The organism is Aeromonas sp. Prich7-2 (assembly GCF_017939255.1).
Classification (GTDB): domain Bacteria; phylum Pseudomonadota; class Gammaproteobacteria; order Enterobacterales; family Aeromonadaceae; genus Aeromonas; species Aeromonas caviae.
The window spans coordinates 12816-37259 of the sequence record NZ_JAGKRI010000009.1; the positions used below are offsets into that span (position 1 = coordinate 12816).

At 63.1% G+C, this 24444-nt stretch carries 24 protein-coding genes and 1 pseudogene; 10 read left to right on the top strand and 15 right to left on the bottom strand.

Annotated elements, in window-relative coordinates; all coding sequences use genetic code 11:
• Entirely contained in the window at nt 1-633 is a 633-nt protein-coding gene (gene rplC / locus J9892_RS02485; protein ID WP_010672559.1) for a 50S ribosomal protein L3, read from the bottom strand.
• Nucleotides 634-655: 22 nt separating this feature from the next.
• Nucleotides 656-967 (bottom strand): 30S ribosomal protein S10, encoded by a 312-nt coding sequence (rpsJ, locus tag J9892_RS02490; RefSeq protein WP_005307944.1) that lies wholly within the window; start codon nt 965-967, stop codon nt 656-658.
• 354 nt (nt 968-1321) lie between these two features.
• Here rpsJ and J9892_RS02495 point away from each other — a divergent pair, with 354 nt between their 5' ends.
• Nucleotides 1322-2236 (top strand): DMT family transporter, encoded by a 915-nt coding sequence (locus J9892_RS02495; RefSeq protein WP_043153503.1) that lies wholly within the window; start codon nt 1322-1324, stop codon nt 2234-2236.
• 36 nt (nt 2237-2272) lie between these two features.
• On the opposite strand, the gene envZ is transcribed toward J9892_RS02495, so the two are convergent.
• On the bottom strand, nt 2273-3583 hold the full coding sequence (envZ, locus tag J9892_RS02500) for a two-component system sensor histidine kinase EnvZ (RefSeq protein WP_010672557.1): 1311 nt from the start codon (nt 3581-3583) through the stop codon (nt 2273-2275).
• Nucleotides 3580-4299, bottom strand: coding sequence for a two-component system response regulator OmpR (ompR, locus tag J9892_RS02505; RefSeq protein WP_010672556.1), 720 nt, complete (start codon nt 4297-4299; stop codon nt 3580-3582). The genes envZ and ompR overlap by 4 nt, the downstream gene beginning before the upstream one ends.
• A gap of 202 nt (nt 4300-4501) precedes the next feature.
• On the opposite strand from ompR, the gene greB reads away from it, so the two are divergent.
• Together greB and J9892_RS02515 are read left to right on the top strand one after the other, a co-directional pair.
• Nucleotides 4502-4975, top strand: coding sequence for a transcription elongation factor GreB (greB, locus tag J9892_RS02510; protein ID WP_039039492.1), 474 nt, complete (start codon nt 4502-4504; stop codon nt 4973-4975).
• Between the two features lie 269 nt (nt 4976-5244).
• Entirely contained in the window at nt 5245-7551 is a 2307-nt protein-coding gene (locus J9892_RS02515) for a Tex family protein (RefSeq protein ID WP_210537968.1), read from the top strand.
• A gap of 58 nt (nt 7552-7609) precedes the next feature.
• Here the strand turns inward: J9892_RS02515 and J9892_RS02520 are convergent, their stop codons facing one another.
• The 3 genes from J9892_RS02520 to bioH all read right to left on the bottom strand — a co-directional run bounded on the left by J9892_RS02520 (nt 7610) and on the right by bioH (nt 9443).
• Nucleotides 7610-8371: a putative metalloprotease CJM1_0395 family protein gene (locus J9892_RS02520; protein ID WP_052815278.1), complete on the bottom strand. Its 762-nt coding sequence runs from the start codon at nt 8369-8371 to the stop codon at nt 7610-7612.
• 1 nt (nt 8372) lies between these two features.
• Nucleotides 8373-8606: a hypothetical protein gene (locus J9892_RS02525; RefSeq protein ID WP_010672552.1), complete on the bottom strand. Its 234-nt coding sequence runs from the start codon at nt 8604-8606 to the stop codon at nt 8373-8375.
• A 72-nt stretch (nt 8607-8678) separates the two neighbouring features.
• Nucleotides 8679-9443 carry a pimeloyl-ACP methyl ester esterase BioH gene (gene bioH, locus J9892_RS02530; RefSeq protein WP_119197043.1) on the bottom strand — a complete coding sequence of 255 codons (765 nt, stop codon included), beginning with the start codon at nt 9441-9443 and terminating at the stop codon, nt 8679-8681.
• A 38-nt stretch (nt 9444-9481) separates the two neighbouring features.
• Between bioH and J9892_RS02535 the strand changes: the two genes are divergently transcribed.
• Both J9892_RS02535 and nfuA read left to right on the top strand, forming a co-directional pair.
• Nucleotides 9482-10210, top strand: coding sequence for a ComF family protein (locus J9892_RS02535; RefSeq protein WP_210537969.1), 729 nt, complete (start codon nt 9482-9484; stop codon nt 10208-10210).
• A 148-nt stretch (nt 10211-10358) separates the two neighbouring features.
• Nucleotides 10359-10937 (top strand): Fe-S biogenesis protein NfuA, encoded by a 579-nt coding sequence (nfuA, locus tag J9892_RS02540; RefSeq protein ID WP_010672549.1) that lies wholly within the window; start codon nt 10359-10361, stop codon nt 10935-10937.
• Between the two features lie 290 nt (nt 10938-11227).
• Here the strand turns inward: nfuA and gpsA are convergent, their stop codons facing one another.
• The 3 genes from gpsA to J9892_RS02555 are packed head-to-tail and all read right to left on the bottom strand — an operon-like array spanning nt 11228 to nt 13184.
• Nucleotides 11228-12232 (bottom strand): NAD(P)H-dependent glycerol-3-phosphate dehydrogenase, encoded by a 1005-nt coding sequence (gene gpsA / locus J9892_RS02545; protein ID WP_043153517.1) that lies wholly within the window; start codon nt 12230-12232, stop codon nt 11228-11230.
• 2 nt (nt 12233-12234) lie between these two features.
• A complete protein-coding gene (secB, locus tag J9892_RS02550; protein WP_010672547.1) occupies nt 12235-12705 on the bottom strand; it encodes a protein-export chaperone SecB in 471 nt (156 codons plus the stop codon).
• 47 nt (nt 12706-12752) lie between these two features.
• Nucleotides 12753-13184 carry a rhodanese-like domain-containing protein gene (locus tag J9892_RS02555; RefSeq protein ID WP_010672546.1) on the bottom strand — a complete coding sequence of 144 codons (432 nt, stop codon included), beginning with the start codon at nt 13182-13184 and terminating at the stop codon, nt 12753-12755.
• A gap of 348 nt (nt 13185-13532) precedes the next feature.
• Here J9892_RS02555 and gpmM point away from each other — a divergent pair, with 348 nt between their 5' ends.
• Nucleotides 13533-15062, top strand: coding sequence for a 2,3-bisphosphoglycerate-independent phosphoglycerate mutase (gene gpmM, locus J9892_RS02560; RefSeq protein WP_210537970.1), 1530 nt, complete (start codon nt 13533-13535; stop codon nt 15060-15062).
• 9 nt (nt 15063-15071) lie between these two features.
• A complete protein-coding gene (locus J9892_RS02565) occupies nt 15072-16475 on the top strand; it encodes a peptidoglycan DD-metalloendopeptidase family protein (protein WP_161470143.1) in 1404 nt (467 codons plus the stop codon).
• A 206-nt stretch (nt 16476-16681) separates the two neighbouring features.
• On the opposite strand, the pseudogene J9892_RS02570 reads toward J9892_RS02565, so the two are convergent.
• Nucleotides 16682-17331, bottom strand: a pseudogene (locus J9892_RS02570) (Qnr family pentapeptide repeat protein).
• 88 nt (nt 17332-17419) lie between these two features.
• On the opposite strand from J9892_RS02570, the gene J9892_RS02575 reads away from it, so the two are divergent.
• Both J9892_RS02575 and J9892_RS02580 read left to right on the top strand, forming a co-directional pair.
• Nucleotides 17420-18427, top strand: a complete 1008-nt coding sequence (locus tag J9892_RS02575) for a substrate-binding domain-containing protein (RefSeq protein WP_039039499.1) — start codon at nt 17420-17422, stop codon at nt 18425-18427.
• A gap of 110 nt (nt 18428-18537) precedes the next feature.
• Nucleotides 18538-18927 (top strand): nuclear transport factor 2 family protein, encoded by a 390-nt coding sequence (locus tag J9892_RS02580; protein ID WP_041214080.1) that lies wholly within the window; start codon nt 18538-18540, stop codon nt 18925-18927.
• Between the two features lie 55 nt (nt 18928-18982).
• On the opposite strand, the gene J9892_RS02585 is transcribed toward J9892_RS02580, so the two are convergent.
• The 4 genes from J9892_RS02585 to J9892_RS02600 form a co-directional block, all read right to left on the bottom strand.
• Complete coding sequence (locus tag J9892_RS02585; RefSeq protein WP_151027772.1) at nt 18983-19675, bottom strand: AraC family transcriptional regulator; 693 nt, start codon at nt 19673-19675, stop codon at nt 18983-18985.
• Between the two features lie 138 nt (nt 19676-19813).
• Nucleotides 19814-20455, bottom strand: coding sequence for a bifunctional 4-hydroxy-2-oxoglutarate aldolase/2-dehydro-3-deoxy-phosphogluconate aldolase (locus tag J9892_RS02590; protein WP_039039502.1), 642 nt, complete (start codon nt 20453-20455; stop codon nt 19814-19816).
• 9 nt (nt 20456-20464) lie between these two features.
• Nucleotides 20465-22261 (bottom strand): phosphogluconate dehydratase, encoded by a 1797-nt coding sequence (gene edd / locus J9892_RS02595; protein WP_043153528.1) that lies wholly within the window; start codon nt 22259-22261, stop codon nt 20465-20467.
• Nucleotides 22262-22321: 60 nt separating this feature from the next.
• A complete protein-coding gene (locus J9892_RS02600) occupies nt 22322-22831 on the bottom strand; it encodes a gluconokinase (protein WP_039039504.1) in 510 nt (169 codons plus the stop codon).
• Nucleotides 22832-22996: 165 nt separating this feature from the next.
• Between J9892_RS02600 and J9892_RS02605 the strand changes: the two genes are divergently transcribed.
• Nucleotides 22997-24358, top strand: a complete 1362-nt coding sequence (locus J9892_RS02605; RefSeq protein WP_234035436.1) for a GntP family permease — start codon at nt 22997-22999, stop codon at nt 24356-24358.
• The last annotated feature ends 86 nt before the right edge of the window (nt 24359-24444 follow it).

Consider the following 24444-nt stretch of genomic DNA (forward strand, 5'->3'; position numbering starts at 1 on the left):
TTACGCTTTGACGGCAGGTTTGACGATCACGTTGCCGTTGGTTGCACCCGGTACTGCGCCTTTGATGAGCAGCAGGTTGCGTTCAGCGTCAACACGAACCAGTTCCAGGTTCTGAGTCGTTACACGCTCAGCACCCATGTGACCAGCCATCTTCTTGCCCTTGAATACACGGCCCGGGGTCTGGTTTTGACCGATGGAGCCAGGTACACGGTGGGACAGGGAGTTACCGTGGGTCATATCCTGGGTACGGAAGTTCCAGCGCTTAACAGTACCGGCAAAACCTTTACCCTTGGATGTGCCGGTAACGTCTACCAGCTTAACGTCAGCGAGAAGATCTACTTTCAGCTCGCTACCAACAGTGAAAGTTTCACCGTTGTTCAGGCGGAATTCCCACAGACCGCGACCGGCTTCTACACCAGCTTTGGCGAAGTGGCCAGCTTCCGGCTTGGTTACGCGGCTGGCTTTCTTGGCGCCAGTGGTAACCTGAATAGCGTTGTAGCCGTCGGTTTCTACAGATTTGACCTGAGTTACACGGTTAGCTTCAACTTCGATAACAGTCACCGGGATAGAAACGCCATCTTCAGTGAAGATGCGAGTCATACCCACTTTGCGACCTACAAGACCGATTGTCATTGTTATCAACCTCTTTCCGTAATTAACCCAGGCTGATCTGGACGTCTACACCAGCTGCCAGATCCAGACGCATCAGAGCGTCAACGGTCTTGTCAGTCGGTTCAACGATGTCTACCAGACGCTTGTGAGTGCGGATCTCGTACTGATCACGCGCGTCTTTGTTGACGTGCGGGGAGATCAGAACGGTGAAACGCTCTTTGCGAGTCGGCAGCGGGATAGGACCGCGAACCTGCGCGCCAGTGCGCTTAGCAGTTTCAACGATTTCCGCAGTGGATTGATCGATCAGGCGATGATCAAAAGCCTTCAGGCGGATACGGATTCTTTGGTTCTGCATTGACAGAGCTCCAATAGATAAAAGAACATAAATCAACACCGCCCGACCGAGATTACTCCCGCCAGAGGTGTGATTTTTCACGTTTCCTCCCATATCGGGAGGACTGTATGGCTGGCAACTCGTAAACGGGAAGCTCAGCAAGCAGACATATCGTCTGGCTGCCTCATGGGCAAGCGGAGGGGATTATACGGATTTTTTCCACTCACGCAAGTGAAGGCGGACAGATTGTGCGCAATGTTGTGTGGCGGATGGATCTCCAGGCGATCAAATCATCGCCCTCGGCGAGACGGTAACGACAATGTTGCAAACAGGCTGATAGACTGCGCCCTCGCCCCTGTTTGCGGAACGCATCCCATGCTCAAGAATCAGAAGAAAGCCTACCAGTACGGGCTCTGTGCCGTCGCCCTCTGGTCCACGGTGGCCAGCGCCTTCAAGATCTCCCTCGCCTACTTTGAACCAGTACAGCTGCTGCTGGTCGCCGCCAGCACCTCGACCCTGACCCTGGGATGCATCGTGGCCTGTCAGGGCAAACTGCCGCTACTGCTCGACTACATCAAGAGTCGCCCCCTCTACTACCTCGCTCTCGGGGTCCTGAACCCCTTCCTCTATTACCTGCTGCTGTTCAAGGCATATGATCTGCTGCCCGCCCAGCAGGCGCAGACTCTCAACTACACCTGGGCCATCACCCTCAGCCTGCTGGCCGTTCCCTTCCTCGGTCAAAAGCTGCGCCGCCGCGATGGCGTCGCCATCGTGCTCGGCTATTTCGGCGCCCTGGTGATCGCCACCAGGGGGGACGTGTTCGGTCTACAGTTCGACAGCCCCCTCGGCGTCACGCTGGCGCTGGTGTCGACCCTGATCTGGGCCGGTTACTGGATCCTCAACACCCGCAATCAGGGGGATCCCGTCGTCAGCCTGCTGCTCGGCTTCCTCATCAGCCTGCCCTTCATCATCGTGGCGACCTGGTTGCTCTCGGACTTTGCCATGACCGCCTGGCAGGGATGGGCCGGCGCCATCTATGTGGGGCTGTTCGAGATGGGCTTCGGTTTCGTGCTCTGGCTGATGGCCCTGCGCCACGCCACCAACACAGCCCCCATCAGCAACCTCATCTTCATCTCGCCGTTTGCCTCTCTGGTGCTGCTCAACCTGTTGATCGGCGAAACCATTCACCCGGCAACCCCCATCGGGTTGGCTCTCATCGTCGCCGCCCTGCTTATCCAGCAACTCAAATATGGCAAGCGCTACCGCAAGGTGAGCGACCCCCACGCCTGACAGACAAAAGGGCGCATCTCTCGATACGCCCTGCTTTCAATCCATCCACTCCAGCGGCTGGTTCTTGGGTAGCCGGATCTCCACCTGCAAGCCCCCCAGTTCGGAGCGCCCCAACCTGATGGTGCCGTGATGCTGGGAGACTATCTTGGCAACGATGGCTAGCCCCAGCCCGCTGCCGCCACCGGTGCGCGCCACATTGCCCTGGGTGAAGGGCTTGAGCACCCGGGAGTAGTCCTCTTCTGCGATCCCCGGGCCATTGTCGGAGAGTCGCAGCCGCACCCAGTGGCCATCATCCCTGAGCTCGGCCTGCAACCGGGTCGCGCCATAGCGCAGGGAGTTGCCCGACAGATTGTTGAGGATACGGCGAATGCTGATGGGATGGCAGGCCACACGCACCGCCTCCTCCGGCAGGAGCAGCTCCACTTCCAGTCCCTGATCGGTCTGCATCAGCAACGCATCGTGAATGAGCTGGGTCAGGTCGACGGGCCGGGCATCGAGCCCCTCGTTCGGGCGAATGTAGTCGATGAACTGATCAATGATACCGTTCGACTCATCGATGTCCGCATTGATGCTCTCCTTGAGGTACTCATCCCCCGAGGACATCATCTCGGTCGCGAGACGAATGCGGGTGAGAGGGGTGCGCAAATCGTGGGATACCCCGGCCATCATCAGGTTGCGCTCCTCGATCAGCCCCTTGATGGAGCTCGACATGTGGTTGAAGGTGCGGGTCAGGCGGCGCACCTCCCGCGAGCCCTGCTCCCCCAGGGCATCGGGAAAGTTGCCGCGCGCCACCGCCACGGCCCCCGCTTCCAGATCCTCCAGCGGTCGCACCAGCTGACGGGCAAAACGCCAGGCTGCAAACAGGGTCACCACCAGCAAGACGCTCATATAGAGGATGAGCGGTTCGATGTCGTCATCTTCAATTTCAGTCAGGGGAATGCGCACCCACATCTGGCTGGCCTGGGGAGGCTGGATCCAGATGATGTAGTGATCCTGGATTTCAACTCTGACCCTGGTATCCCCTTTCAATTCGCGGCTGATGCTCTGCTCCAGATAGGGGTAGGGCTTGGAATCATTCAGCCCGTGCTGCTCCGCCTCGCTCTGGGTATAGATGTCGCTGCCAGTGGTCACATAGACCAGCGCCTCGGCATCTTCACTGAGCGCCAGCTGGTTGTTGTCCACCGGGAAGATGAGTTTGACCTGGTTTGCCAGCAGGTGGCTGATCTGCTTGACGGTCGGCGCCAGCAGGTAGTTGTAGAAGGTAACGTAGGAGACGACTTGATAGACCACCAGCACGGCAGCCAGAAACCAGAGCATGCGGGAGAACATGCTGCCCACTTTCTTCATGCGTTCTCACCGTCCGGTACGAACACATACCCCAGACCCCAGACGGTCTGCAGATAGCGGGGCTGGGCCGGGTCCTGTTCCAGCAGGCGGCGCAGGCGGGAGACCTGCACATCAATGCTGCGCTCGGTGGCCGTGTACTCGCGACCACGGGCCAGGTTCATCAGCTTGTCACGGGAGAGCGGTTCGCGAGGATGACTCACCAGCACCTTGAGCACGGCGAACTCCCCGCTGGTCAGGGCAACCGGTTCGCCATCACGACTCAGTTCACGGGTCGCCAGATTGAGCTGGTAGGCCCCGAAACTCACCATCTTCTCCGCCGCGGAAGGGGCGCCGGGCAGCTCCACGGTATGGCGGCGCAGCACGGCGCGGATCCGGGCCAGCAGCTCACGGGGGTTGAACGGCTTGGGCAGATAATCGTCGGCCCCCATCTCCAGACCGACGATGCGATCCACTTCGTCCCCCTTGGCGGTGAGCATCAAGACAGGGATCTGGTTGCCGGCCTCGCGCAGGCGGCGGCAGATGGAGAGGCCGTCTTCCCCCGGCAGCATCAGATCAAGCACCATCAGGCTGAAGTTTTCACGCGTCAGCAGGCGATCGGCCTGCTCCCCGTTGGCGACACCTCGCACAACAAACCCCTGCTCGGTGAGGTAGCGCTCCAACAAGGAACGCAGTTTCAGATCGTCGTCCACCACCAGGACCTTGTATTGCTGACTCATTGCCACCTCTCTTTTCTGTCTCCCCTCATACTAGAGCCGCCCCCTGCAACCACAAAGCATAAATATGTTACCGGTTATTGCCCTCATTCGGCCCCGGAGCCGGGAGGGATGGATGGCCAGCTCTGCTTTTTGCTCGACAGCGCGGCGACAATGACTAAGATCCCGAGCAACCGGATGCAATTGGCGAGGGAGTGATAACCCCATGAAAACCAAACTCATTACCCGTGAAGGCTACACCAGGCTCCGGCAGGAGCACGACATGCTCTGGCGGGAGGAGAGGCCCGATGTCACCAAAAAAGTGGCCTGGGCGGCGAGCCTGGGTGATCGCAGCGAGAATGCCGATTACCAGTACAACAAGAAACGCCTGCGGGAGATCGACCGCCGGGTTCGCTACCTGCGCAAGTGCCTGGAAGAGCTGACCATAGTCGACTACTCCCCCTCCCAGGAGGGCAAGGTCTTCTTCGGCGCCTGGGTCGAGGTGGAAAACGACGAGGGTGAGACCAAGCGCTTTCGCATTGTCGGCTATGACGAGATCTTCGGCCGCAAGGATTACATCTCCATCGACTCCCCCATGGCCCGCGCCCTGCTCAAGAAAGAGGTGGGCGATGAAGCCATGGTGCAAACGCCAGTGGGTGACGCCTGCTGGTACATCAATGAGATCAGCTATCCCAAATAAGCCAGCACCGACCCTGACTGCCAAATCGGCTGACAAGGCCAGGAGAGACCGAGCATATCCGCCCACCGGGTATGAGAAACGTCATTTCTGCCGGGGTGGCATCCCGCTGCCCGACCCCATATAGTGCTCACACCCGGCGCCTTGCGGCGCCAACCGGCCCGCGCGGCAGTGGCCTGGCAGGTATCTAAAGTATCGCCAGGACAGACCCCCTGTTCGGCGACATAGCCCCACGCTGGCCAGTTAGACAGGACCCGACCAAGAGACCCTCGATGCAAAGCCACGTAATAGAACATCAGATCGCCGGTGAGCTGAATGCCCGCCCGGAACAGGTGCAGGCAGCCGTTCGCCTGCTGGACGAAGGCGCGACCGTTCCCTTCATCGCCCGTTACCGCAAAGAGGTGACCGGCGGTCTGGACGACAGCCAGTTGCGTACCCTGGAGAGCCGCCTCGGCTACCTGCGTGAACTGGCGGATCGCCGTCAGGTGATCCTGCGCTCCATCGAGGAGCAGGGCAAACTGACCCCCGAGCTGGCCCGCGAGCTGAACGAGGCCGACAGCAAGACCCGTCTGGAAGACCTCTACCTTCCCTACAAGCCCAAGCGCCGCACCAAGGGGCAGATGGCCATCGAGGCGGGGCTGGAGCCACTGGCGGATTTGCTGCTGGGTGACCCCATGAAGGATCCCGAACAGGAGGCGGTTCGCTTCCTCAATGTCGAGCAGGGGATCACCGACGGCAAGGCCGCCCTCGACGGTGCCCGTTACATCCTGATGGAGCGTTTCGCCGAGCAGGCCGATCTCCTTGAGAAGTTGCGGGACTACCTGTGGCACAACGCCACCCTGCGTACCCGCGTAGTGGCAGGCAAGGAGCAGGAAGGGGCCAAGTTCAAGGACTACTTCGAACACGACGAACCCCTGCACAAGGCCCCCTCCCACCGGGTGCTGGCCATGTTGCGCGGCCGCAACGAGGGGATCCTCAACCTGGCGCTGGTCACCGGCGAGGATGAGGGTACCAGCCCCTGCGAAGGGATCATTGCCCATCACCTCAGACTCAACCTGCAACACCGCCCGGCCGACAAGTGGCTGCAGGGGGTGGTGAGCTGGACCTGGAAGATCAAGCTCTCCCTGCAGATGGAAACCGAGCTGATCGGCCGTATCCGCGAGTCAGCGGAGGAGGAGGCGATCAAGGTGTTCGCCATGAACCTCAAGGATCTGCTGATGGCGGCACCGGCCGGCATGCGCTGCACCATGGGGCTGGATCCCGGCATCCGCACCGGGGTCAAGGTAGCGGTGGTGGATGCCACCGGCAAGCTGGTCGATCACGCGACCATCTATCCGTTCGAACCCAAACGCCAGGTTGACCAGAGTCTCAAGACCCTGAGCGAGCTGTGCCAGAAGCACAAGGTCGAGCTCATCAGCATCGGCAACGGCACCGCATCCCGGGAAACCGACCGCCTGGTGAGCGATCTGTTCGAGCGCTACCCGGCCGCCAAGGCACAGAAGATAGTAGTGAGTGAAGCGGGGGCATCGGTCTACTCCGCCTCCGAGCTCGCCTCCCAGGAATTCCCGGATCTCGACGTCTCCATTCGCGGCGCCGTCTCCATCGCTCGTCGTCTCCAGGATCCCCTGGCAGAGCTGGTCAAGATCGATCCCAAGAGCATCGGTGTGGGCCAGTACCAGCACGACGTCGGCCAGAGCCAGCTGGCCCGCCGCCTCGACGCGGTGGTCGAGGATTGCGTGAACGCGGTCGGGGTGGATGTGAATACCGCCTCGGTCGCCCTGCTCAACCGGGTTTCCGGCCTCTCCCAGACCCTGGCCCAGAACATCGTCGCCTACCGCGACGAGAACGGCGCCTTCAAGAGTCGTCAGCAGCTGCTGAAAGTAAGCCGACTCGGGCCCAAGGCATTCGAGCAATGCGCCGGCTTCCTGCGCATTCGGGGCGGCAGCAACCCGCTGGACGGCTCGGCGGTGCACCCGGAATCCTACCCGGTGGTGGAGCGGATCCTCGCCAAGCTGGAGCAGACCGTGGACAGCCTGCTCGGCAACAGCAGCCTGCTGCGCACCCTCAAGCCCACCGACTACACCGACGATCAGTTCGGGGTGCCTACCGTCACCGACATCATTGGCGAGCTGGACAAGCCCGGCCGCGACCCGCGTCCCGAGTTCAAGACCGCCACCTTCAAGGAAGGGGTGGAGAAAATCAGCGATCTGGTGCCCGAGATGGTGCTGGAGGGTGTGGTCACCAACGTCACCAACTTCGGCGCCTTCGTCGACATCGGCGTCCATCAGGACGGGCTGGTGCACATTTCTTCCCTCACCGATCGCTTCGTCAAGGATCCCCGCGAGGTGGTCAAGGCCGGTGACATCGTCCGGGTCAAGGTGCTGGAAGTCGACGTACCGCGCAAACGCATCAGTCTGACCATGCGTCTGGATGAAAAAGCCGGCCAGCCTGCACGCAAAACGGCCGAGCCGCGTCACACCGGCAACACCCGACCGAAACAGGCGCCCCGTCAGAGCGCTCCGACCGAGGGTGCCATGGGCAACGCCTTCGCGGCTGCCCTGTCGAAACTGAAGAAATAAGCCCCCAGAATGCAAAAAAGCCCCGAAAGGGGCTTTTTCATGCCTGCACGGAGCGGGATCAGACGTCCTGACTCAGGCTATGCGGGGAGGCCGGCCTCACCGCTTGCTGATAGTGCCTGGCAATCACCTGGTTTCGATTGTCCATATAAGCACCGAGCGGGCCTGTGGTTTCCTGCCTGAGGGTCATCAGATCCTTGCGGGCCTGTGCCTCCTTGCCAGAGGCGGCACGGGCCACACTCATGTCTTGTGACGATGGTTCATCGGGAGCCAGTGCAGCGGCACGCACCTGCTGCATCTTGGCGATGGTCGCGGCGGGATCCCCGGGAATGGTCCCCATGTCGATGACCACCTCCCCCCCGGTGGCATAACGCTTGCCATCCGGCCCACGGGAAAACTGGTAGGTAGGGCTCCCCGCATGCTCGCCGCCGGCTGCCTGGTGAGCCTGCTCGTGCTTGCGGACTTCGAGATCCCGCTCGACCAGCGCAGCCACCTGACGCTGCTGCTTTTGCTGCTCCTGCTGTTCACCCTCCTGACGTTGTCGACGCTCCCCCTCCTCCCCCGTTACCTCGACAAAACGGTGCGTCACCATCACGGGGCCGGTCTGGCCGTTCTCTTTCGTGGACGAGGATGGGGCGGCGGGATTGGCCTGGGCGGCCCGGGATCTCTCTTTCTGGGAACCGACGCCGGACTCGGCGTTGGACGCCTCACTCTGGCGGCTGGGGGGCACCAGTTCTGCGCGGCGGTTGTCAGTCTGTGCCGATTCCGTCTGCGGCTGCAGTTGATTCGGAATGATGGTCGGCAGACTGACGTTGATGTTCATGTCACACCCGGATATCGATCAGGGTGCCCAGCATGTCGCTGGCCGTCTGGATCACCTTGGCGGATGCCCCGGCATGCAGCTCGGCCACCTTGAGATTCACCAGTTCATCCGGCAACTGCACCTGATCACCCGCTGGCGTATTGAGACGGGCAATCTGGCTGGACGCCTGGCCCGCCAACTGCTCGGCCCGTTGGAACCCCTGCACGCCCGCCGTCATGGCTGATTCGATACGCATTGGCACACTCCTCTGTAGGGTTGGCTAATTATCCACCAACCTGACGAGTTATTGAAGCCTGCCGCTCAAATCTCAGTCAATGAACTGCCGCAGGAGGGTGATGAACTGCTCTGGATGGGAGATGAAGGGAGCATGGGATGCCTTCTCCAGCACCAGACTGTGGCTGACAGGATAACGCGCATCCAGCAAGGGAATGGCGGCCTTCGGCACAAGGGTATCCAGCCTGCCGTAAAGACGCAGCCAGGGCAGATCCAGGCCGATCAGTTCATCCCGCAGATCGACCTCGGCCAGCAGGCCCAGACCCGCCTCCAGGGCCGCAAGCCGGGGAGCGGGTCGCTCCGCCAGCCAGTGACGCAACTGGCGAATGTCGTTTCTGGCGTGCTCGCTGCCCATGGCCTGAATCGCGAGGAAGCGCTCTATGGTCTGCATGAAGTCGCCGGCCAGCATCTGGTTGAACCCCGCCAGCACCTTGGGGGCAATCCCGGGCCACTCGTCGCGGGCCATGAAGCAGGGAGAACTGGCTACGGTAATGAGAGAGTGAAGGCGTTCAGGCATGGTCAGCGCCAACTGACTCGCCACCAGACCACCGAGGGACCAGCCGAGCAGATGGCATTTTTCAGGCAATATGGCCGCCACCTGCTCTGCCAGCCGGGGCAGGGTGTAGTCTGTCCCTGCTTGCAGGGGGCTGTTGCCAAAGCCGGGCAGGTCCACCAGATGCAGCCGATAGTGGGCAGCCAGTTCTTGGGCAATACCATGCCAGACGGCCCCGTTCATGCCCCAGCCATGCAACAACACCAGGTCCGGGCCCTGGCCAAACCGCTCAACCGATACGCTCATCTAGACTCAAGATCCCTGTTTATCTGCTTGGAGCCTGCATGTTAAAGCGGCTGCTCGCCAAAGCAAGTCCGATCCTTGGCACCCAGTCCGACTGGCTCGGTCTGTGCCTGCTCTGTCGCCAACCCTGTGACGAGACGCCCTTGTTGTGCTCCTGGTGTCGCCACGCCCAGCGCCAACACGACAGACGATGCCTGATGTGTGCAGCACCGCTGCCGGAGCAACATCGCGAGAGCGAACTGCTGTGCGGTCGCTGCCAGCGCAGACCCTCCCCCTGGGAGCGTTTACAGGTGATCGGCGATTATCAGGCACCTTATGCCCAACTCATCCCCCAGCTGAAGTATTCCGGTCAGATCCTGCTCGCGCCGCTGCTTGCCCGCCTGCTGGCAGACCATCTGGACCTCGCCAACCCACCGCAGGTCATCATTCCGGTTCCCCTGCACTGGTGGCGCCAGTGGTGGCGCGGCTTCAATCAGGCAGAAGAAATCGGCCATGCCCTGAGCGCACTCACCGGCATTCCTTGCGACACCCGCGTACTGCGCCGGACAAGGTCGACCCCGCAACAGACCCGGCTCAGTGCCGGCCAGCGGCGACGCAATCTGCGTGGCGCCTTCGAAATAGAACCTCACCACTACCGGCATGTGGCACTGCTTGATGATGTGGTCACCACGGGCGCCACCGCAGGTCAGCTCACCCGGTTGCTTCATGAGCACGGCGTCACCACGGTAGAGGTGTGGGCCATCTGCCGTACCCTCCGACACCTGAAATAACCGGGCTGGGATCCGGCCCGGGAGTCCGCTGGCGGCATGATTCCGATACGCCCGGGCTCACAGGCTCGCCATCGGCACGCTACCCAAGCCCCGCCAAGCGAGTTATCATGAATACCCTAGTCGTACACTCAGGTTTATGAGGATAGTGATGATCAGCATTTCCGACACCGCCCAGGCCCACTTCCGCAAGTTGCTGGAGAAGCAGCCTGATGGCACCAACATCCGGGTGTTTGTGGTCAATCCGGGAACCCAGAATGCCGAGTGCGGCGTATCCTATTGCCCACCCGACGCGGTCGATCCGGAAGATCAGCACCTGCCCTTCAGCGGCTTCGACTGCCTGGTCGATCCCCTGAGCGCCCCCTTCCTGGTGGATGCCACCATCGATTTCGTCACCGATCAGATGGGCTCCCAGCTCACCCTGAAAGCCCCCAACGCCAAGATGCGCAAGGTGGCCGACGACGCCCCGCTGATCGACCGTATCGAGTACGTGTTGATGTCCGAGGTGAACCCCATGCTGGCCGGTCACGGCGGCAAGGTCACCTTGGTCGAGCTGACCGACGACAAACTGGCCATCCTGCAGTTCGGCGGCGGTTGCAACGGTTGCTCCATGGTCGACTACACCCTGAAAGAGGGGATCGAGAAGCAGTTGCTGGAGAAATTCCCGGGCGAACTCAACGGCGTGAAAGATGCCACCGAGCACCAGCGCGGCGACCACTCCTACTACTGATTTGCCCCCTTGCGGCAAAGAAAAGGCCCCGCCAGTTGGCGCAATGCTGTTCAGATAAGCACTTTTTTGACTGATTATTCATAAATTGGATTTGAGTTGAGGGGGCAAGGCTGTGTCCAGTCGATCTTCCTCCAGCCTTTATCCAGCGGGGCTTGCAATAGAAAGAGGGAGGCATCATGCCTCCCTCGATTTTTTGTCCTGATACTACGTGGACTGGAACTCAAATTCTCTTAAGTGAACAGCATTGCGCCAGTTGGCGGGGCCTTTTGCATGCTGCGGCTGGCAGAAGATCACTCGTCCTTCTTGTCTCGCGACAGCAGGGCGATGGCCGCCTCTTTCGGATTCTTGCCTTCGTACAGCACCTTGAAGATCTGTTCGCAGATGGGCATCTCGACGCCACAGCGGGCCGCCAGCAGATGCACCTCCTTGGTGTTGCGATAGCCTTCCACCACCTGGCCTATCTCGGCCATGGCGGTGTCAACCGACTTGCCCGCTCCCAGCGCCAGACCGAAACGGCGGTTGCGCGACTGGTTGTCGGTACAGGTCAGCACCAGATCCCCGAGCCCCGCCATCCCCATGAAGGTCTTGGCGTCGGCCCCGAGGGCGGCGCCCAGACGCTGCATCTCCACCAGGCCCCGAGTGATGAGCGCAGTTCTGGCGTTGGCCCCAAAGCCGAGTCCGTCGGAGAGACCGGCACCGATGGCGATGACGTTCTTGACCGCCCCGCCCAGCTGCAGACCGATGAAGTCCGGATTGGTATAGACCCGGAACGAGCGGCCGCAGTGCAGCAGGTGGGAGAGATCGTCGGCAAAGTCGTCGTGGGTCGAGGCCACCGAGATGGCGGTCGGCAGACCGGCGGCCAGCTCGCGGGCGAAGGTCGGGCCCGAGATGACCGCCAGTGGAATGGCATCCCCCAGCACCTCCCGCGCCACCTCTTGCAGCAGACGGCCGCTATCCGGCTCCAGCCCCTTGGTGGCCCAGGCGATCCGGGTATCCGGGCGCAGGAAGGGTTTGACCTGGGCCAGTACCTGGCCGAACACATGGCTCGGCACCACCAGCAGCAGCACGGGAGCGGCTTGCACCGCCGCCTGCAGATCCGACGTCAGTTGCAGATCGGCCGGGAAGGGGACATCCGGCAAGAATGCCTTGTTGCAGCGATCCTGTTCCAGCTCGGCGACATGGGCAGGGTCGTGACCCCACAGCAGGGTCGGATGACCATTGCGCGCCAGAGAAATGGCAAGGGCGGAGCCATAAGACCCCGCCCCCAGGACCGAGATTGCGATCTGGTCGGCCATTATCAGGCTTCCGCAGTCGCCTGCTGGGCCTGTACCTGCGCCATGTGCTGGGCGAACAGGGCGTCGAAGTTGACCGGTGCCAGGTTCAGTTGCGGGAAGGAACCCTTGCTCACCAGGTTGGACACCGCTTCGCGGGCATACGGGAACAGGATGTTCGGGCAGAAGGCCGCCAGGCAGTGGGCCAGTTGCGGCTCAGGCAGGTTGCCGATGGTGAAGATGCCGGCTTGCTGCACTTCGCACAGGAAGGCGGTCTCGGTTTCCAGCTTGCAGGTGACAGTCAGGGTCAGCACCACTTCATAGACGCTGTCGGCCAGGACATTGGTCTTGGTGTCCATGTCCAGCTTGACGTCAGGCTGCCACTCTTTCTGGAAGATGTGCGGGGTATTCGGGGCTTCGAAGGAAACATCCTTGGTGTAGACACGCTGGATGTGGAATTCCGGTTGCACTTCCTGGTTGTTGATTTCGTCAGCCATTTCGTTTGATTCCTTTTTAAGATAATGAGTGGGCGCAGGCCCTTAAATCAGCGTTTTTTGGTCACCGGCAGATTGTCTGCACGCCATTGGGCCATGCCACCGCTGAGCACATACACCTGCTTGAAACCGGCCTTGCTCAGTTGGCGACCCGCGCCACCAGCGGTCATCCCCGACTCGCACACCACTATGATGGGGGCATCCTTGTGCTTTTCAACCGGACCCAGATTATTCGCCTGGATCTGGGCGAGCGGCAGGTGATGGGCCCCGGCCAGATGACCCTTGGCAAATTCATCCTGACTGCGAATGTCCACGACGGTGGCATTTTCACGGTTGATAAGCAGGGTAGCGGCGTGGTTGTTGACCGCCTTCACCGGAGAAAAACGAGCACGCACAGTGGTATACACCAGGGTGCCTGCCAGGCCCAACCAGGCTGCGGTCAGCAGCGGATTGCGGGCCGCGAAATCCAAATACTCTTGCATCTTCTACTATCCAGGGACCAAGACAAGGGCCCGAGTATACATGGGGCCCTGCATAAGATCAGCCATCTTGGCGGCAAAGCGAGAGCAAGCTCCCATCAGGGATGGCTGCCGATTCTTCCTCCTCCAACCGGGCCGAACGAGAGGATGCTCCATGCCGAAAAGAGGGGGGAAACAGAGGAAAACCCGCCGCGGCAGACAAGCCGGCAACATGCCTAAAACAGCGGGATAACAGTTAAAAAGCGAGGCTGGAGAGGGACTTGGCTATCAGGTGACTATTTCGGCAGATGTAGTAATATTACGCTAGTTTCACTTCCCGCAATTCATTCCTATCCGAGAGGACATAGCCTTATGTCAACAGCTAAGAAACCGCTGGTTCTGGTCATCATGGACGGTTGGGGCTACAGCACCAAGCAAGAGTACAACGCCGTTGCTGCTGCCAAGACCCCCAATCTGGATCGCCTGGCCCGTGACTACACCAGCACCCTGATCTCCGGCTCCGGCCTGGACGTGGGTCTGCCGGACGGCCAGATGGGCAACTCCGAAGTGGGCCACACCAACATCGGTGCCGGTCGCGTCGTCTATCAGGAGCTGACCCGCATCTCCAAGGACATCCAGGACGGCGACTTCTTCCAGAACGTCGAGCTGGCCAAGGCTGTCGACGCTGCCGTGACCAAGGGCAAGGCCGTGCACATCATGGGTCTGATGTCCCCGGGTGGCGTACACAGCCACGAAGAGCACATCATGGGCATGATCGAGATGGCCGCCAAGCGTGGCGCCGAGCAGATCTACTTCCACGCCTTCCTGGATGGCCGCGACGTCCCGCCGCGCAGTGCCCAGTCCTCCATCGATCTGTTCGACGCCCTGTTTGCCCGACTGGGCAAGGGTCGTTTCGCCTCCATGATCGGTCGTTACTACGCCATGGACCGCGACAACCGCTGGGATCGCGTGCAGCAGGCCTATGACCTGATGACCCAGGGCAAGGGCGAATTCACCGCCGACAACGCCACCGACGCGCTGGCCGCTGCCTATGCCCGCGACGAGAACGACGAGTTCGTCAAGGCCACCCGCATCGGCGACGCTGCACCGATGATCGACGGCGACGCGCTGATCTTCATGAACTTCCGTGCCGACCGCGCCCGCGAAATCACCCGCGCCTTCGTCGATACCGACTTCACCGGCTTCGCCCGCACCGCCACCCCGGCCCTGCACTTCGTGATGCTGACCGAATACGCGGCCGACATCAAAACCGCCTGCGCCTATCCGCCCACCGCCCTGGTCAATACCCTGGGTGAGTGGCTGGCCAAGCAGGGCAAGACCCAGCTGCGCATCTCCGAGACCGAGAAGTACGCCCACGTCACCTTCTTCTTCAACGGTGGCGAAGAGGCCTGCTTCAGCGGCGAAGATCGCGAAATCGTGGCGAGCCCGAAAGTGGCTACCTATGACCTGCAGCCGGAGATGAGCTCCGAAGAGCTGACCGACAAGCTGGTTGCGGCCATCAAGAGCGGCAAGTACGACGTCATCATCTGCAACTACCCGAACGGCGACATGGTCGGTCACACCGGCGTGTTCGATGCGGCCGTCAAAGCCTGTGAAGCGGTCGACCACTGCATCGGTCGCGTCACCGACGCCCTGGCGGAAGTGGGTGGCGAGTGCCTCATCACCGCAGACCATGGCAACGCCGAGAAGATGATGGACGAAGAGACCGGTCAGGCCCACACCGCCCACACCAATCTGCCGGTTCCCCTCATCTACTTCGGTCGTAAAGCCGAGGTCGCCGAAGGCGGCAAACTGTCCGATCTGGCCCCCACCATGCTGACCCTGATGGGTCTGCCGGTGCCGCCGGAAATGACTGGCAAGCCCCTGATGATTCTGAAATAATCCTGCCCCATGCGGGGATGCGAAATTATTTCACAGAAAACCAGTCGCGTCGGCCTGTTGGTCGGCGCGCTGTTTTTTTGCCTGATCGGCGGTACCGGCACAGCCCGGGCTGCGAACCAGCAGCTGGGGGCCATGCAGTCCCAGATCAAGGAACAGCAACAGACCCTCAAGCTCAGCAAGCAGGAGCTTGCCAAGCTCAACACCCAGCTCAAGGCTGACGAGCAGGCCATTTCGGCTGCCGCCGCCAAACTCGAGCAGACCAGACAGCAACTCCGGCAGAACCAGCAGAAGCTGGCGTCCCTGCAGCAGGACAAGCTGGCACTGGAGCAACAAGCAAAACATCAGAAACAGTTGCTGGCCAAGCAGGCGGAAAGCGCCTTCCAGGCGGGCAACCACGATTACCTCAAACTGCTGCTCAACCAGCAGGATCCGGCCAAGCTGAGCCGCGCCCTCGACTATTTCGACTACCTCAACAAGGCCCGTATCGAGGCCATCGAAGCCCTGCGCGCCACCCGTGACAAGCTGGCCAAGAACCAGCAGGCCACCAAAGAGACCGAGAACCGGCTCCAGACCCTGATCGGCGAGCAGCAGGAGCATCACCAGAGCCTGCTGGCCAGCCAGCAGAGCCGTGCCAAGGTGCGCAACCAGTTGCAGCAGTCGGTGCAGGCCGACGAGCAGAAGCTCGACAAGCTGGTCAAGGCGGAGAAGGCGCTCAAGGCGCGGCTGGAAGAGCTGCGTCGTCAGCAGGAAGAAAAGGAACGCCGCGAACGGGCCGAGCGGGAGCGCCTTGCCAAGATCAAGGCCGAGCAGGAGCGCCAGCGCCGTCTGGAGGCCCAGCGCCTGGCAGCCGAGCAGAAACGCATCGAGGAGCAGCAGCGGATCGCAGCCCAGCAGCGCCAGGTCGGCGAACAGCAGCGGCTGGCGGCCCAGCAGCAACGCGTCGCCGAACAGCAGGCCAAGGTGGCGCAGCAGCAAGCAGCCGCCCGCAACAGCGCCAAGGCGAGCAGCAACGGCTACGGCGGTCTGAGCACGGGTGGCAACCTGCGCTGGCCGGTGCAGGGCCCCATCCTCATCTCCTACGGCTCGCCGCGTACCGCCGAGCTGAAGTGGAAGGGCACCCTGATCGGCGCCAGCGAAGGGACCCAGGTCAAGGCGGTGGCACCGGGCCAGGTGGTCTACGCCGACTGGCTCGACGGCTTCGGCATGCTGCTGGTCATCGACCACGGCAAGGGCTACATGAGCCTCTACGGCCACAACCAGTCGCTGCTGCGCCAGGTGGGACAAAAGGTGGAGCAGGGTGAGCCCGTGGCCCTGGTCGGCGACAGCGGCGGACAGGAGCGCTCCGGCCTCTACTTCGAGATCCGCTATCAGGGCGAGGCCATCAACCCGACCAAGTGGCTGGCCAGACGCTAGGCCCGCCTTGTCGGTGCCCGAGTGGAGTCCGCTACCTCATCCCCAGCCCTTCTCCCGCGAGGGGAACAGGGAGCAAAAGACAGCAACACCGCGTCGTTTACCACTTCACCTGACAAAAAGTCTGCATCGCGCAGGCTTTTTGCTTGGCAGGGGAGGCACCACACCGCCCGCCCCGATGATGAAAACTTACCTCTTTTCCACCCCGCTCAGGGGAAGACCACCAGCCCGATCTGCTCCAGCAGCCCCTGCTGCTGATCTTCATTGATCTGCACCCCGGCGAGGTTGACCCGGCGCAGATCCAGACCGGGCAGATCGCACTGGCGCGATCGCAGCCTTGCAGGTTGAAGCTGGTCCAGTCGATTCGCCCGAACTCGGAGCCGCTGAGATCCGAGCCCGCCAGGGAGGCGCCCAGCAGGTTGGCCCCCTGCCAGCGGTTGCCGGCAAGCTCGCAGCGCTCCAGCAGGCAGCTTTCGAAGTTGGCGTAGCTGAAGTTGTTGCCGGTGAGGTGGGCCTCGCAGAAATAGCTTTTGGCAGTGATCCGGTTGGCGAAGCTGGCATGGGCGAAGTTGATCCCCATGGCCTGGCAGTCGCGCATCTCCAGCCCAAGACACTGGCTACGGCCGAAGTCCGCCAGGGTGAGATCGCAGCGCAGGAAGCTCGCCTCCCGCAGATCGCAGCCCTGAAACAGGCATCCCAGCTCCCGTTCCCTGTCATAGAAGCTGCAGTCGACGAAGCGGCTCTCCCCAAGATCGAGCCAGGAGAAGGTACAGCCGATGAAGCGGCACCCCTGGAACTGCTCCCCCTCCACCTCCTGCTGCTCGAAGTGGACCCCCTCGAAACACCTGCCCTTGATCATCCCCTGCCCCCTGTTGATGGCGTCATATGCTGACATTGCCGTGCAAAAACGGTAATGTTACGTGTAACATTTTTTGCCGGATCCCCAGATGAACGACACCCGCAAGCGCCGCCCTACCCTGCAGGACATTGCCGACCTGACCGGTGTCACCAAGATGACCGTCAGCCGCTACCTGCGCGACCCGTCCGCCGTGGCCGAAGGGACCCGCGAACGCATCGCCGCCGCGGTGGAGGAGCTCGGCTACATCCCGAACCGGGCGCCGGACATGCTGTCGAACGCCACCAGCAAGGCGATCGGCATCCTGATCCCCTCCCTCTCCAACCAGGTCTTCTCGGCGGTGATCCACGGCATCGAGGCGGTGACCCGGCCCGCCGGCTACCAGACCCTGCTCGCCCACTACGGCTACAGCCCGGAGCGGGAGGAGGAGCAGGTCGCCTCGCTCCTCTCCTACAACGTGGACGGGCTCATCCTCTCGGACACCCAGCACACCGAGCGCACCCGCAAGATGATCGCCACCGCCGGCATCCCGGTGGTGGAGACCATGGATCTGCCCCTCTCCCCCATCGACATGGTGGTGGGCATGGATCACCGGGCCGCCGCCCGGGCCATGGTAACAGAGATGCTGCGCCGGGGACGGCGCAAGGTGATCTACCTCGGTGCCCGGCTCGACGTGCGCACCCAGCTGCGAATGGAAGGCTACTACCAGGCGATGGCCGATTTCGGTCTGACCGGCCAGCACCTGCTGACGGAGCAATCCTCCAGCTTCACCCTGGGGGGAGAGCTGCTGGCCCAGGCCATGGCGCGCTTCCCCGATCTCGACGGCCTGTTCTGCACCAACGACGACCTGGCGGTGGGGGCCCTGCTGCAATGCCAGGCCAGGTGGATCCCGGTGCCCCAGCAGGTGGCCATTGCTGGCAGCAACGCCCTCGACATCGGCCACGCCATGACCCCCAAGCTCGCCAGCATCGTTACCCCCCGCGAGACCATAGGTCGCGAAGCCGCCATCATGCTGCTGGCCCGCCTCGGCGGCCAGCCGCTGGCGACCAGGTGCAAGGACATCGGCTTCTCCCTCTATGAGGGGGAAAGCCTCGGCTGATCCCCGTCCATCATGGCGCGTTCGACCGCCATGATGGCGCCTTCTCCCCTCTCCCCTCGCCGCCCCCTGGCCTATGCTGGCTCCTCCATCCACCCTGTCAGGAGCAGACCATGCACCACACCGAACGATTGAAAGCCTGCCTGCAGCGCGTCATCTGCGATCCCGCCTTCCCCCTGGCGGAGCTCGACGCCTGGTTCACCCCAGACTACTGCCAGGAGGTGAACGGCGAGCGGCTCGACTACCCGGCGTTTCACCAGCACATCGCCACACTGCGCCGCCATCTGGCCGGTGCGAGCATCGAGTTTGTCGCCACCCTGGCGCAGGGGGAGCGGGTGCACTCGACCCATGTGGTACGGGCCACCCGCCAGGACGGCGGCACCCTGGTCTGCAAGGTAAGCGGCCTCTTCACCTTTCGCGGCGACCGGATCTGCCACACCGACGAGGTGACCTGTCTGCTGGCAGGCAGCAAGGAGGATGCGGATATCGGCTCGCGGCGCTGACTGCCGGCAACCCGCAGACACCGCCATGGCGGGCAGGAAGGCAGACGACGGGCCCTCAGGCCGCCGGTTCGCGTCGGGCAAGGCGCTGGAGGGCGCGGGACAAGGCGCCGGGATCCTCGTAGCCGAGCCGATCGGCGATCTGGGCCAGCGTGAGCCCCCTGTGCTGCAACTGGCGCGCCCGTCCCAGCACCACCTGCTCCCGCCACTGGCGAAAGCTGCACCCCAGCTGCTGGAGGAAGAGCCGGTTGAGGGTGCGCACCGAGGCGCCGCAATCTGCCGCCAGCGCCGTCAGCGTCAGATGGATGGCGGGTGCCTGGCACACCCTGTCCAGCACCCGCAGCAGGCGCGGGTCCAGCGCCCCGGCGAGGGGAATGCGCGCCGCGAGCGGGTCGGCGCGCTCCAGCTCCTGGCCAAGCACCGTCAGATAGGCCCCTTTCACCTCCTCCTCGGCCAGCTCGGACAGGCGGGCGAAGAGGCCCGCCAGCAGCGGGCTGGCCTGCAAGGGGCCGAAGGCGGTACGGGCCGACGTCGGCACATAGAGGAGGGAGAGCCGGGAGCGGCGCAGCACGCGAAACTCGTGCTCCCACCCCGCCGGAATAAAGCAGATCTGGCCCGCCACCAGCAGTTCTCCCTCCCCTCGCCCCGTGATGATGCCGCCCCCGTCGTGCAGATAGCAGTATTGGGCATGGGGGTGGCAGTGCAGCGCGGTGAAGTGCCCTTGCGGGTAGGATGGATGCAGACAGGACATGAAGGCTCCAGGGGAGAGGGGCAGCCCCCGACCTTAAGCCAGGGCGAGGCCGGAAGCAAACGGCCCACCCCCTCCGGGGGCGGAAAAACAGCAGGCCACCCGGGGGTGGCCTGTTTAATTTTTCTAAACGATATTTGCTTAGCGTTTAACCAATTCAACCGCTTCCCGGGAGAGGCGGGTCACCTCCTCCCAGTTGCCGCTCTTGACGGCGTCTGCCGGCAGCATCCAGGAGCCGCCGACGGTGGCCACACATTTCAGCGCCAGGTAGTCGGCCACGTTTTTCGGGCCGATGCCGCCGGTGGGGCAGAATTTCACCTGGGGCAGGGGCGCCGCGATGGCGGAGAGTGCCTTGGTGCCGCCGTTCGCCTCGGCCGGGAAGAATTTGAGGTGGTCGTAGCCCGCTTCCAGCGCCTGCATCACCTCGGACGGGGTGGCCACCCCCGGGATCAGCGGCGCCGTGCTCTTGGCCGCGTGGGCCAGCAGGGCCGGGGTCATGCCCGGGGAGATGACGAAGCGGGCACCGGCAGCGACGGCGGCATCAAACTGCGCGCAGTTGAGCACGGTACCGGCACCGACCATGGCATCCGGCATCGCCTTGGCGATGAGGGCGATGGCGTCCAGCGCCACCGGGGTGCGCAGGGTGATCTCGAACACCGAGATGCCGCCGTCGAGCAGCGCCTTGGCCATCGGCAGGGCCTGCTCCAGGTCGTTGATGACCATCACGGGTACCAGGGGGGAGGCGGCAAACACCTCGGCAGGGGTCACTTTCCAGTTCTGCATAGCTCTTCCTTAGTCAAAGATGGTGGCGCCGCACTCGGCGCTCGATACCGCGCGACGCATCACGCTGAACAGTTCACGACCCCACCCCTCTTGTTCCAGGGTGAGGTCGATCTCGGCCTGGGTACGGCCACTCAAATCGGTCAGGCAGTCGAGGCGGCCTGACTCGGCATCCACCCGCAGCAGGTCGCCATCGGCGAGCAGGCCGATGGCCCCGCCGTGCAGCGCTTCCGGGGTGACGTGGATGGCGGCCGGGATCTTGCCGGAGGCACCGGAGAGGCGACCATCGGTGACCAGGGCCACCTTGTGACCCGCCTTCTGCAGGTTGCCAAGCACCGGCATCAGCTTGTGCAGCTCCGGCATGCCGTTGGCGGCCGGGCCGTTGTGGCGCACCACGATGACGGCGTCCTGGTTCAACTCACCGGCCTTGTAGGCCGCCTCCACCGCATGCTGGGAGGAGAAGACCCGGGCCGGGGCCTCGATGACCCGATACTCGGGCGCGACGGCGGAAACCTTGACCACGGCGCGGCCCAGGTTGCCCGCCAGCAGCTTGGTGCCGCCGGTGGCCTGGAACTCGCTGCCAGAGGGGGAGAGCACGCTCGGATCCCCGCTCTCGCCCACCGGTTGCCACACCAGCTTGCCATCCACCAGTGCCGGACGGCTGAGGTAGTCCTGCATCTCGCCGAAGACCGGGGTGGCATCCATGTGGATCAGCCCTTCTTCGGCCAGACGACGCATCAGGCCGGGCACGCCCCCCGCCTGCTCGAAGGCGTTGACGTCCGCCGGGCCGTTCGGGTACATGCGCACCAGGAGCGGCACCACGTCGGAGAGATCGCTCAGGTCGTCCCAGGTCAGCTCCAGCCCGGCGGCACGGGCCAGCGCCACCATGTGGATGCTGTGGTTGGTGCTGCCGCCGGAGGCGAGCAGGGCCACCAGGCCGTTGACCAGGGCGCGCTCGTCGATCACCGCACTCAGGGGGCGATAGGCGGGGGAGCCCGGGATCATGGCGCTGATGCGGCGGGCCGCTTCCTCGGTGAGGGCGTGGCGCAGCTCGCTGTGCGGATGCACGAAGGCGGAGCCCGGCAGCATCAGGCCCATGGCTTCGAACACCAGCTGGTTGGTGTTGGCGGTGCCGTAGAAGGTGCAGGTGCCCGCCGCGTGGTAGGCGCCGCACTCCATCTTGAGCAGGGCGTCGCGGCCCACTTCACCGGCAGCGTACTGCTGGCGCACCTTCACCTTCTCGTCGTTGCTGATGCCGCTCGCCATGGGGCCGGCAGGCACGAAGGCGGTGGGCAGGTGGGCGTGGGAAAGCGCCCCCATGATCTGGCCCGGGGCAATCTTGTCGCAGATGCCGAGCAGCAGGGTGGCGTCGAAGGTGTTGTGGGAGAGGGAGACCGCGGTGGCCTGGGCGATGAGGTCCCGGGAGAAGAGGGACATGTCCATCCCCGGCTGACCCTGGGTCACGCCGTCGCACATGGCGGGCACGCCGCCGGCGACCTGGGCGCTGTGGCCGAGCTCCGCCAGGGCGCCCTTGATGATGTCCGGGTAGCCCTGATAGGGCTGATGGGCACTCAGCATGTCGTTGTAGGCGGTGACGATGGCCACGTTGGCGCGGGTCATGTCGAGGATCCGCCCCTTCTCGTCACAGCTCGAGGCGGCCACGGCGTGGGCCAGGTTGCCACAGGAGAGGGAGGCGCGGGTCTTGCCCTGATCAGCCTGGCGCTGGATGCGGGCCAGGAAGCGGGCACGGCGGGCGGTGCTGCGCTCGCGGATGCGGTTGGTCACCTGGGTGATCACGGGATGGGTCATAGCTTTCTCTCCAACTCTATATACGGGCGCGGTCGGCTGCAGCCGGGCGCGCGACATGGCTCATTGCGCCTGCGTCAGCGCGGTGACGGCACGGTCGACCACCTGTTCGAAGGTCCCGTCGATATCGATGCGAAACACGCCGGGCTCGCCATCCGGTCGCTCCAGGGTATCAAACTGGCTTTGTACCATGGCTTCGCGCATGAAGTGGCCCTGCCGTGCCCGCATCCGTTCGAGAATGAGGGACTGGCTGCCATCCAGAAACAGGAAACTCACCGAGTCGTTGCCCTCGCGGATCTGGTCGCGGTACTGCTTCTTGAGGGCCGAGCAGACGATGACGCCGAGCTCGTTCTTGCGCTCCAGGCTGTAGGCCGCATCGCGGATCCGCTCCAGCCAGGGGGCCCTGTCTTCATCGTTGAGCGGGTTGCCCGCCGCCATCTTCTGGATGTTCGCGCGAGGGTGCAGATCATCGCCGTCGATGAACTTGGCCCCCAGGGCATTGGCCACCTTGAGGCCGATGCTGGACTTGCCGCTGCCACACACACCCATCACGATAATGCACTTGCCCGCCATTATTTGACCTCTCTCTCACTTTTCAAAAAACGTTCGCCTGATGGGTTCTAAGCTACCACGTTACCGGTAACATGTTACCGGTAACGTTTCGCAATGTGAAGTGCAGCACAGAAATGTGCAGAACAACAACTAGAACCATTTGAGGACAATTTTATGGACGGAGCAATGAACACACCCGATGTCGCCTATCTGCTCTCGGTAGCGGGCGGAGCCATTGTCATGTTGCTGGTGCTGATCATGCGATTCAAGGTACATGCCTTCGTGGCATTGACCCTGGTCAGCATGCTGACGGCCCTGGCCACCGGGGTCACCTATGACCAGGTGATCCCCACCATGCTGACCGGTTTCGGCGGCACCCTGGCCTCGGTCGCGCTGCTGGTCGGCCTCGGCGCCATGATAGGCCGGATCCTGGAGATGACGGGGGGCGCCAAGGTACTGGCCGATACCCTGATCAACCGCTTCGGCTCCCACCGCGCCCCCTTCGCGCTGGGTGTGGCCTCCCTGCTGTTCGGCTTCCCGATCTTCTTCGACGCCGGTCTCATCGTCATGCTGCCCATCATCTTCAGCGTGGCGAAGCAGTTCGGCGGCTCCGTCCTCAAGTATGCCCTGCCCTCCGCCGGCGCCTTCGCGGTGATGCACGCCTTCCTGCCGCCCCACCCGGGCCCGGTGGCCGCCAGCGAGCTGCTGGGTGCCAACATCGGTCTGCTCACCGTCGTGGGCCTGCTGGTCGCGCTGCCCACCTGGTATCTGGGTGCTTACCTGTTCGGGCTCTGGTCCGGCAAGAAGTTTGAGTTGCCCCTGCCCCCGAGCTTCACCGCCAGTGCCGAGCAGCTCTCCGACAAGGCGCCGAGCTTCGGCCAGGTGATCTCCATCCTGCTGCTGCCGCTGGTGCTCATCTTCATGGATACCGGCCTCAATACCCTGGGCGTCATGGGCGTCATCGACAAGGGTGCGGACTGGGTCAACGTGCTGCGCATGGTCGGCAAGACCCCGGTCGCCCTGCTCATCACTGTGCTGTACGCCCTCTGGATGTTCCGCCAGAGCCAGGGCAAGGTGCAGCTCGAGAAGTTCTGCAACGACGCCCTGGCCCCGGTCTGCGCCGTCATCCTGGTCACCGGTGCCGGCGGCATGTTCGGCGGCGTATTGCGGGCGAGCGGCATCGGCACCGCGCTGGCCGACGTGCTCTCCGATACCGGCATGCCGGTGATCCTCGCAGCCTTCCTGGTGTCCGCCGCGCTGCGGGTTGCCCAGGGTTCCGCCACCGTGGCCCTGACCACCACCGCCGCCCTGATGGCGCCGACCGTGGCCGCCACCACCGGCCTGAGCGAGCTGGACCTGACCTTCATCGTCATCGCCATCGCCGGGGGCGCCACCGTGCTCTCCCACTTCAATGACTCCGGCTTCTGGCTGGTCAGCCGCTTCCTCAACATGGACGAGAAGACCACCCTCAAGACCTGGACCGTGATGGAGACCCTGCTCGGCACCATCGCCTTCCTCATCGTGGCCACGGCCAGCGCCATCCTCTGACGGAAACACATCGGGGCCGCATCCGTCGGCCCCGATGTGATATTGCACCGACTTTTTACGGATTCTTGCTTGGGCCCATCGCCACA

Bases quoted from the DNA above. Each gene is read 5' to 3' on its own strand.
- rplC (WP_010672559.1), bottom strand. From the start codon at position 633: ATGACAATCGGTCTTGTAGGTCGCAAAGTGGGTATGACTCGCATCTTC.
- rpsJ (WP_005307944.1), bottom strand. From the start codon at position 967: ATGCAGAACCAAAGAATCCGTATCCGCCTGAAGGCTTTTGATCATCGC.
- J9892_RS02495 (WP_043153503.1), top strand. From the start codon at position 1,322: ATGCTCAAGAATCAGAAGAAAGCCTACCAGTACGGGCTCTGTGCCGTC.
- envZ (WP_010672557.1), bottom strand. From the start codon at position 3,583: ATGAAGAAAGTGGGCAGCATGTTCTCCCGCATGCTCTGGTTTCTGGCT.
- ompR (WP_010672556.1), bottom strand. From the start codon at position 4,299: ATGAGTCAGCAATACAAGGTCCTGGTGGTGGACGACGATCTGAAACTG.
- greB (WP_039039492.1), top strand. From the start codon at position 4,502: ATGAAAACCAAACTCATTACCCGTGAAGGCTACACCAGGCTCCGGCAG.
- J9892_RS02515 (WP_210537968.1), top strand. From the start codon at position 5,245: ATGCAAAGCCACGTAATAGAACATCAGATCGCCGGTGAGCTGAATGCC.
- J9892_RS02520 (WP_052815278.1), bottom strand. From the start codon at position 8,371: ATGAACATCAACGTCAGTCTGCCGACCATCATTCCGAATCAACTGCAG.
- J9892_RS02525 (WP_010672552.1), bottom strand. From the start codon at position 8,606: ATGCGTATCGAATCAGCCATGACGGCGGGCGTGCAGGGGTTCCAACGG.
- bioH (WP_119197043.1), bottom strand. From the start codon at position 9,443: ATGAGCGTATCGGTTGAGCGGTTTGGCCAGGGCCCGGACCTGGTGTTG.
- J9892_RS02535 (WP_210537969.1), top strand. From the start codon at position 9,482: ATGTTAAAGCGGCTGCTCGCCAAAGCAAGTCCGATCCTTGGCACCCAG.
- nfuA (WP_010672549.1), top strand. From the start codon at position 10,359: ATGATCAGCATTTCCGACACCGCCCAGGCCCACTTCCGCAAGTTGCTG.
- gpsA (WP_043153517.1), bottom strand. From the start codon at position 12,232: ATGGCCGACCAGATCGCAATCTCGGTCCTGGGGGCGGGGTCTTATGGC.
- secB (WP_010672547.1), bottom strand. From the start codon at position 12,705: ATGGCTGACGAAATCAACAACCAGGAAGTGCAACCGGAATTCCACATC.
- J9892_RS02555 (WP_010672546.1), bottom strand. From the start codon at position 13,184: ATGCAAGAGTATTTGGATTTCGCGGCCCGCAATCCGCTGCTGACCGCA.
- gpmM (WP_210537970.1), top strand. From the start codon at position 13,533: ATGTCAACAGCTAAGAAACCGCTGGTTCTGGTCATCATGGACGGTTGG.
- J9892_RS02565 (WP_161470143.1), top strand. From the start codon at position 15,072: ATGCGGGGATGCGAAATTATTTCACAGAAAACCAGTCGCGTCGGCCTG.
- J9892_RS02575 (WP_039039499.1), top strand. From the start codon at position 17,420: ATGAACGACACCCGCAAGCGCCGCCCTACCCTGCAGGACATTGCCGAC.
- J9892_RS02580 (WP_041214080.1), top strand. From the start codon at position 18,538: ATGCACCACACCGAACGATTGAAAGCCTGCCTGCAGCGCGTCATCTGC.
- J9892_RS02585 (WP_151027772.1), bottom strand. From the start codon at position 19,675: ATGTCCTGTCTGCATCCATCCTACCCGCAAGGGCACTTCACCGCGCTG.
- J9892_RS02590 (WP_039039502.1), bottom strand. From the start codon at position 20,455: ATGCAGAACTGGAAAGTGACCCCTGCCGAGGTGTTTGCCGCCTCCCCC.
- edd (WP_043153528.1), bottom strand. From the start codon at position 22,261: ATGACCCATCCCGTGATCACCCAGGTGACCAACCGCATCCGCGAGCGC.
- J9892_RS02600 (WP_039039504.1), bottom strand. From the start codon at position 22,831: ATGGCGGGCAAGTGCATTATCGTGATGGGTGTGTGTGGCAGCGGCAAG.
- J9892_RS02605 (WP_234035436.1), top strand. From the start codon at position 22,997: ATGAACACACCCGATGTCGCCTATCTGCTCTCGGTAGCGGGCGGAGCC.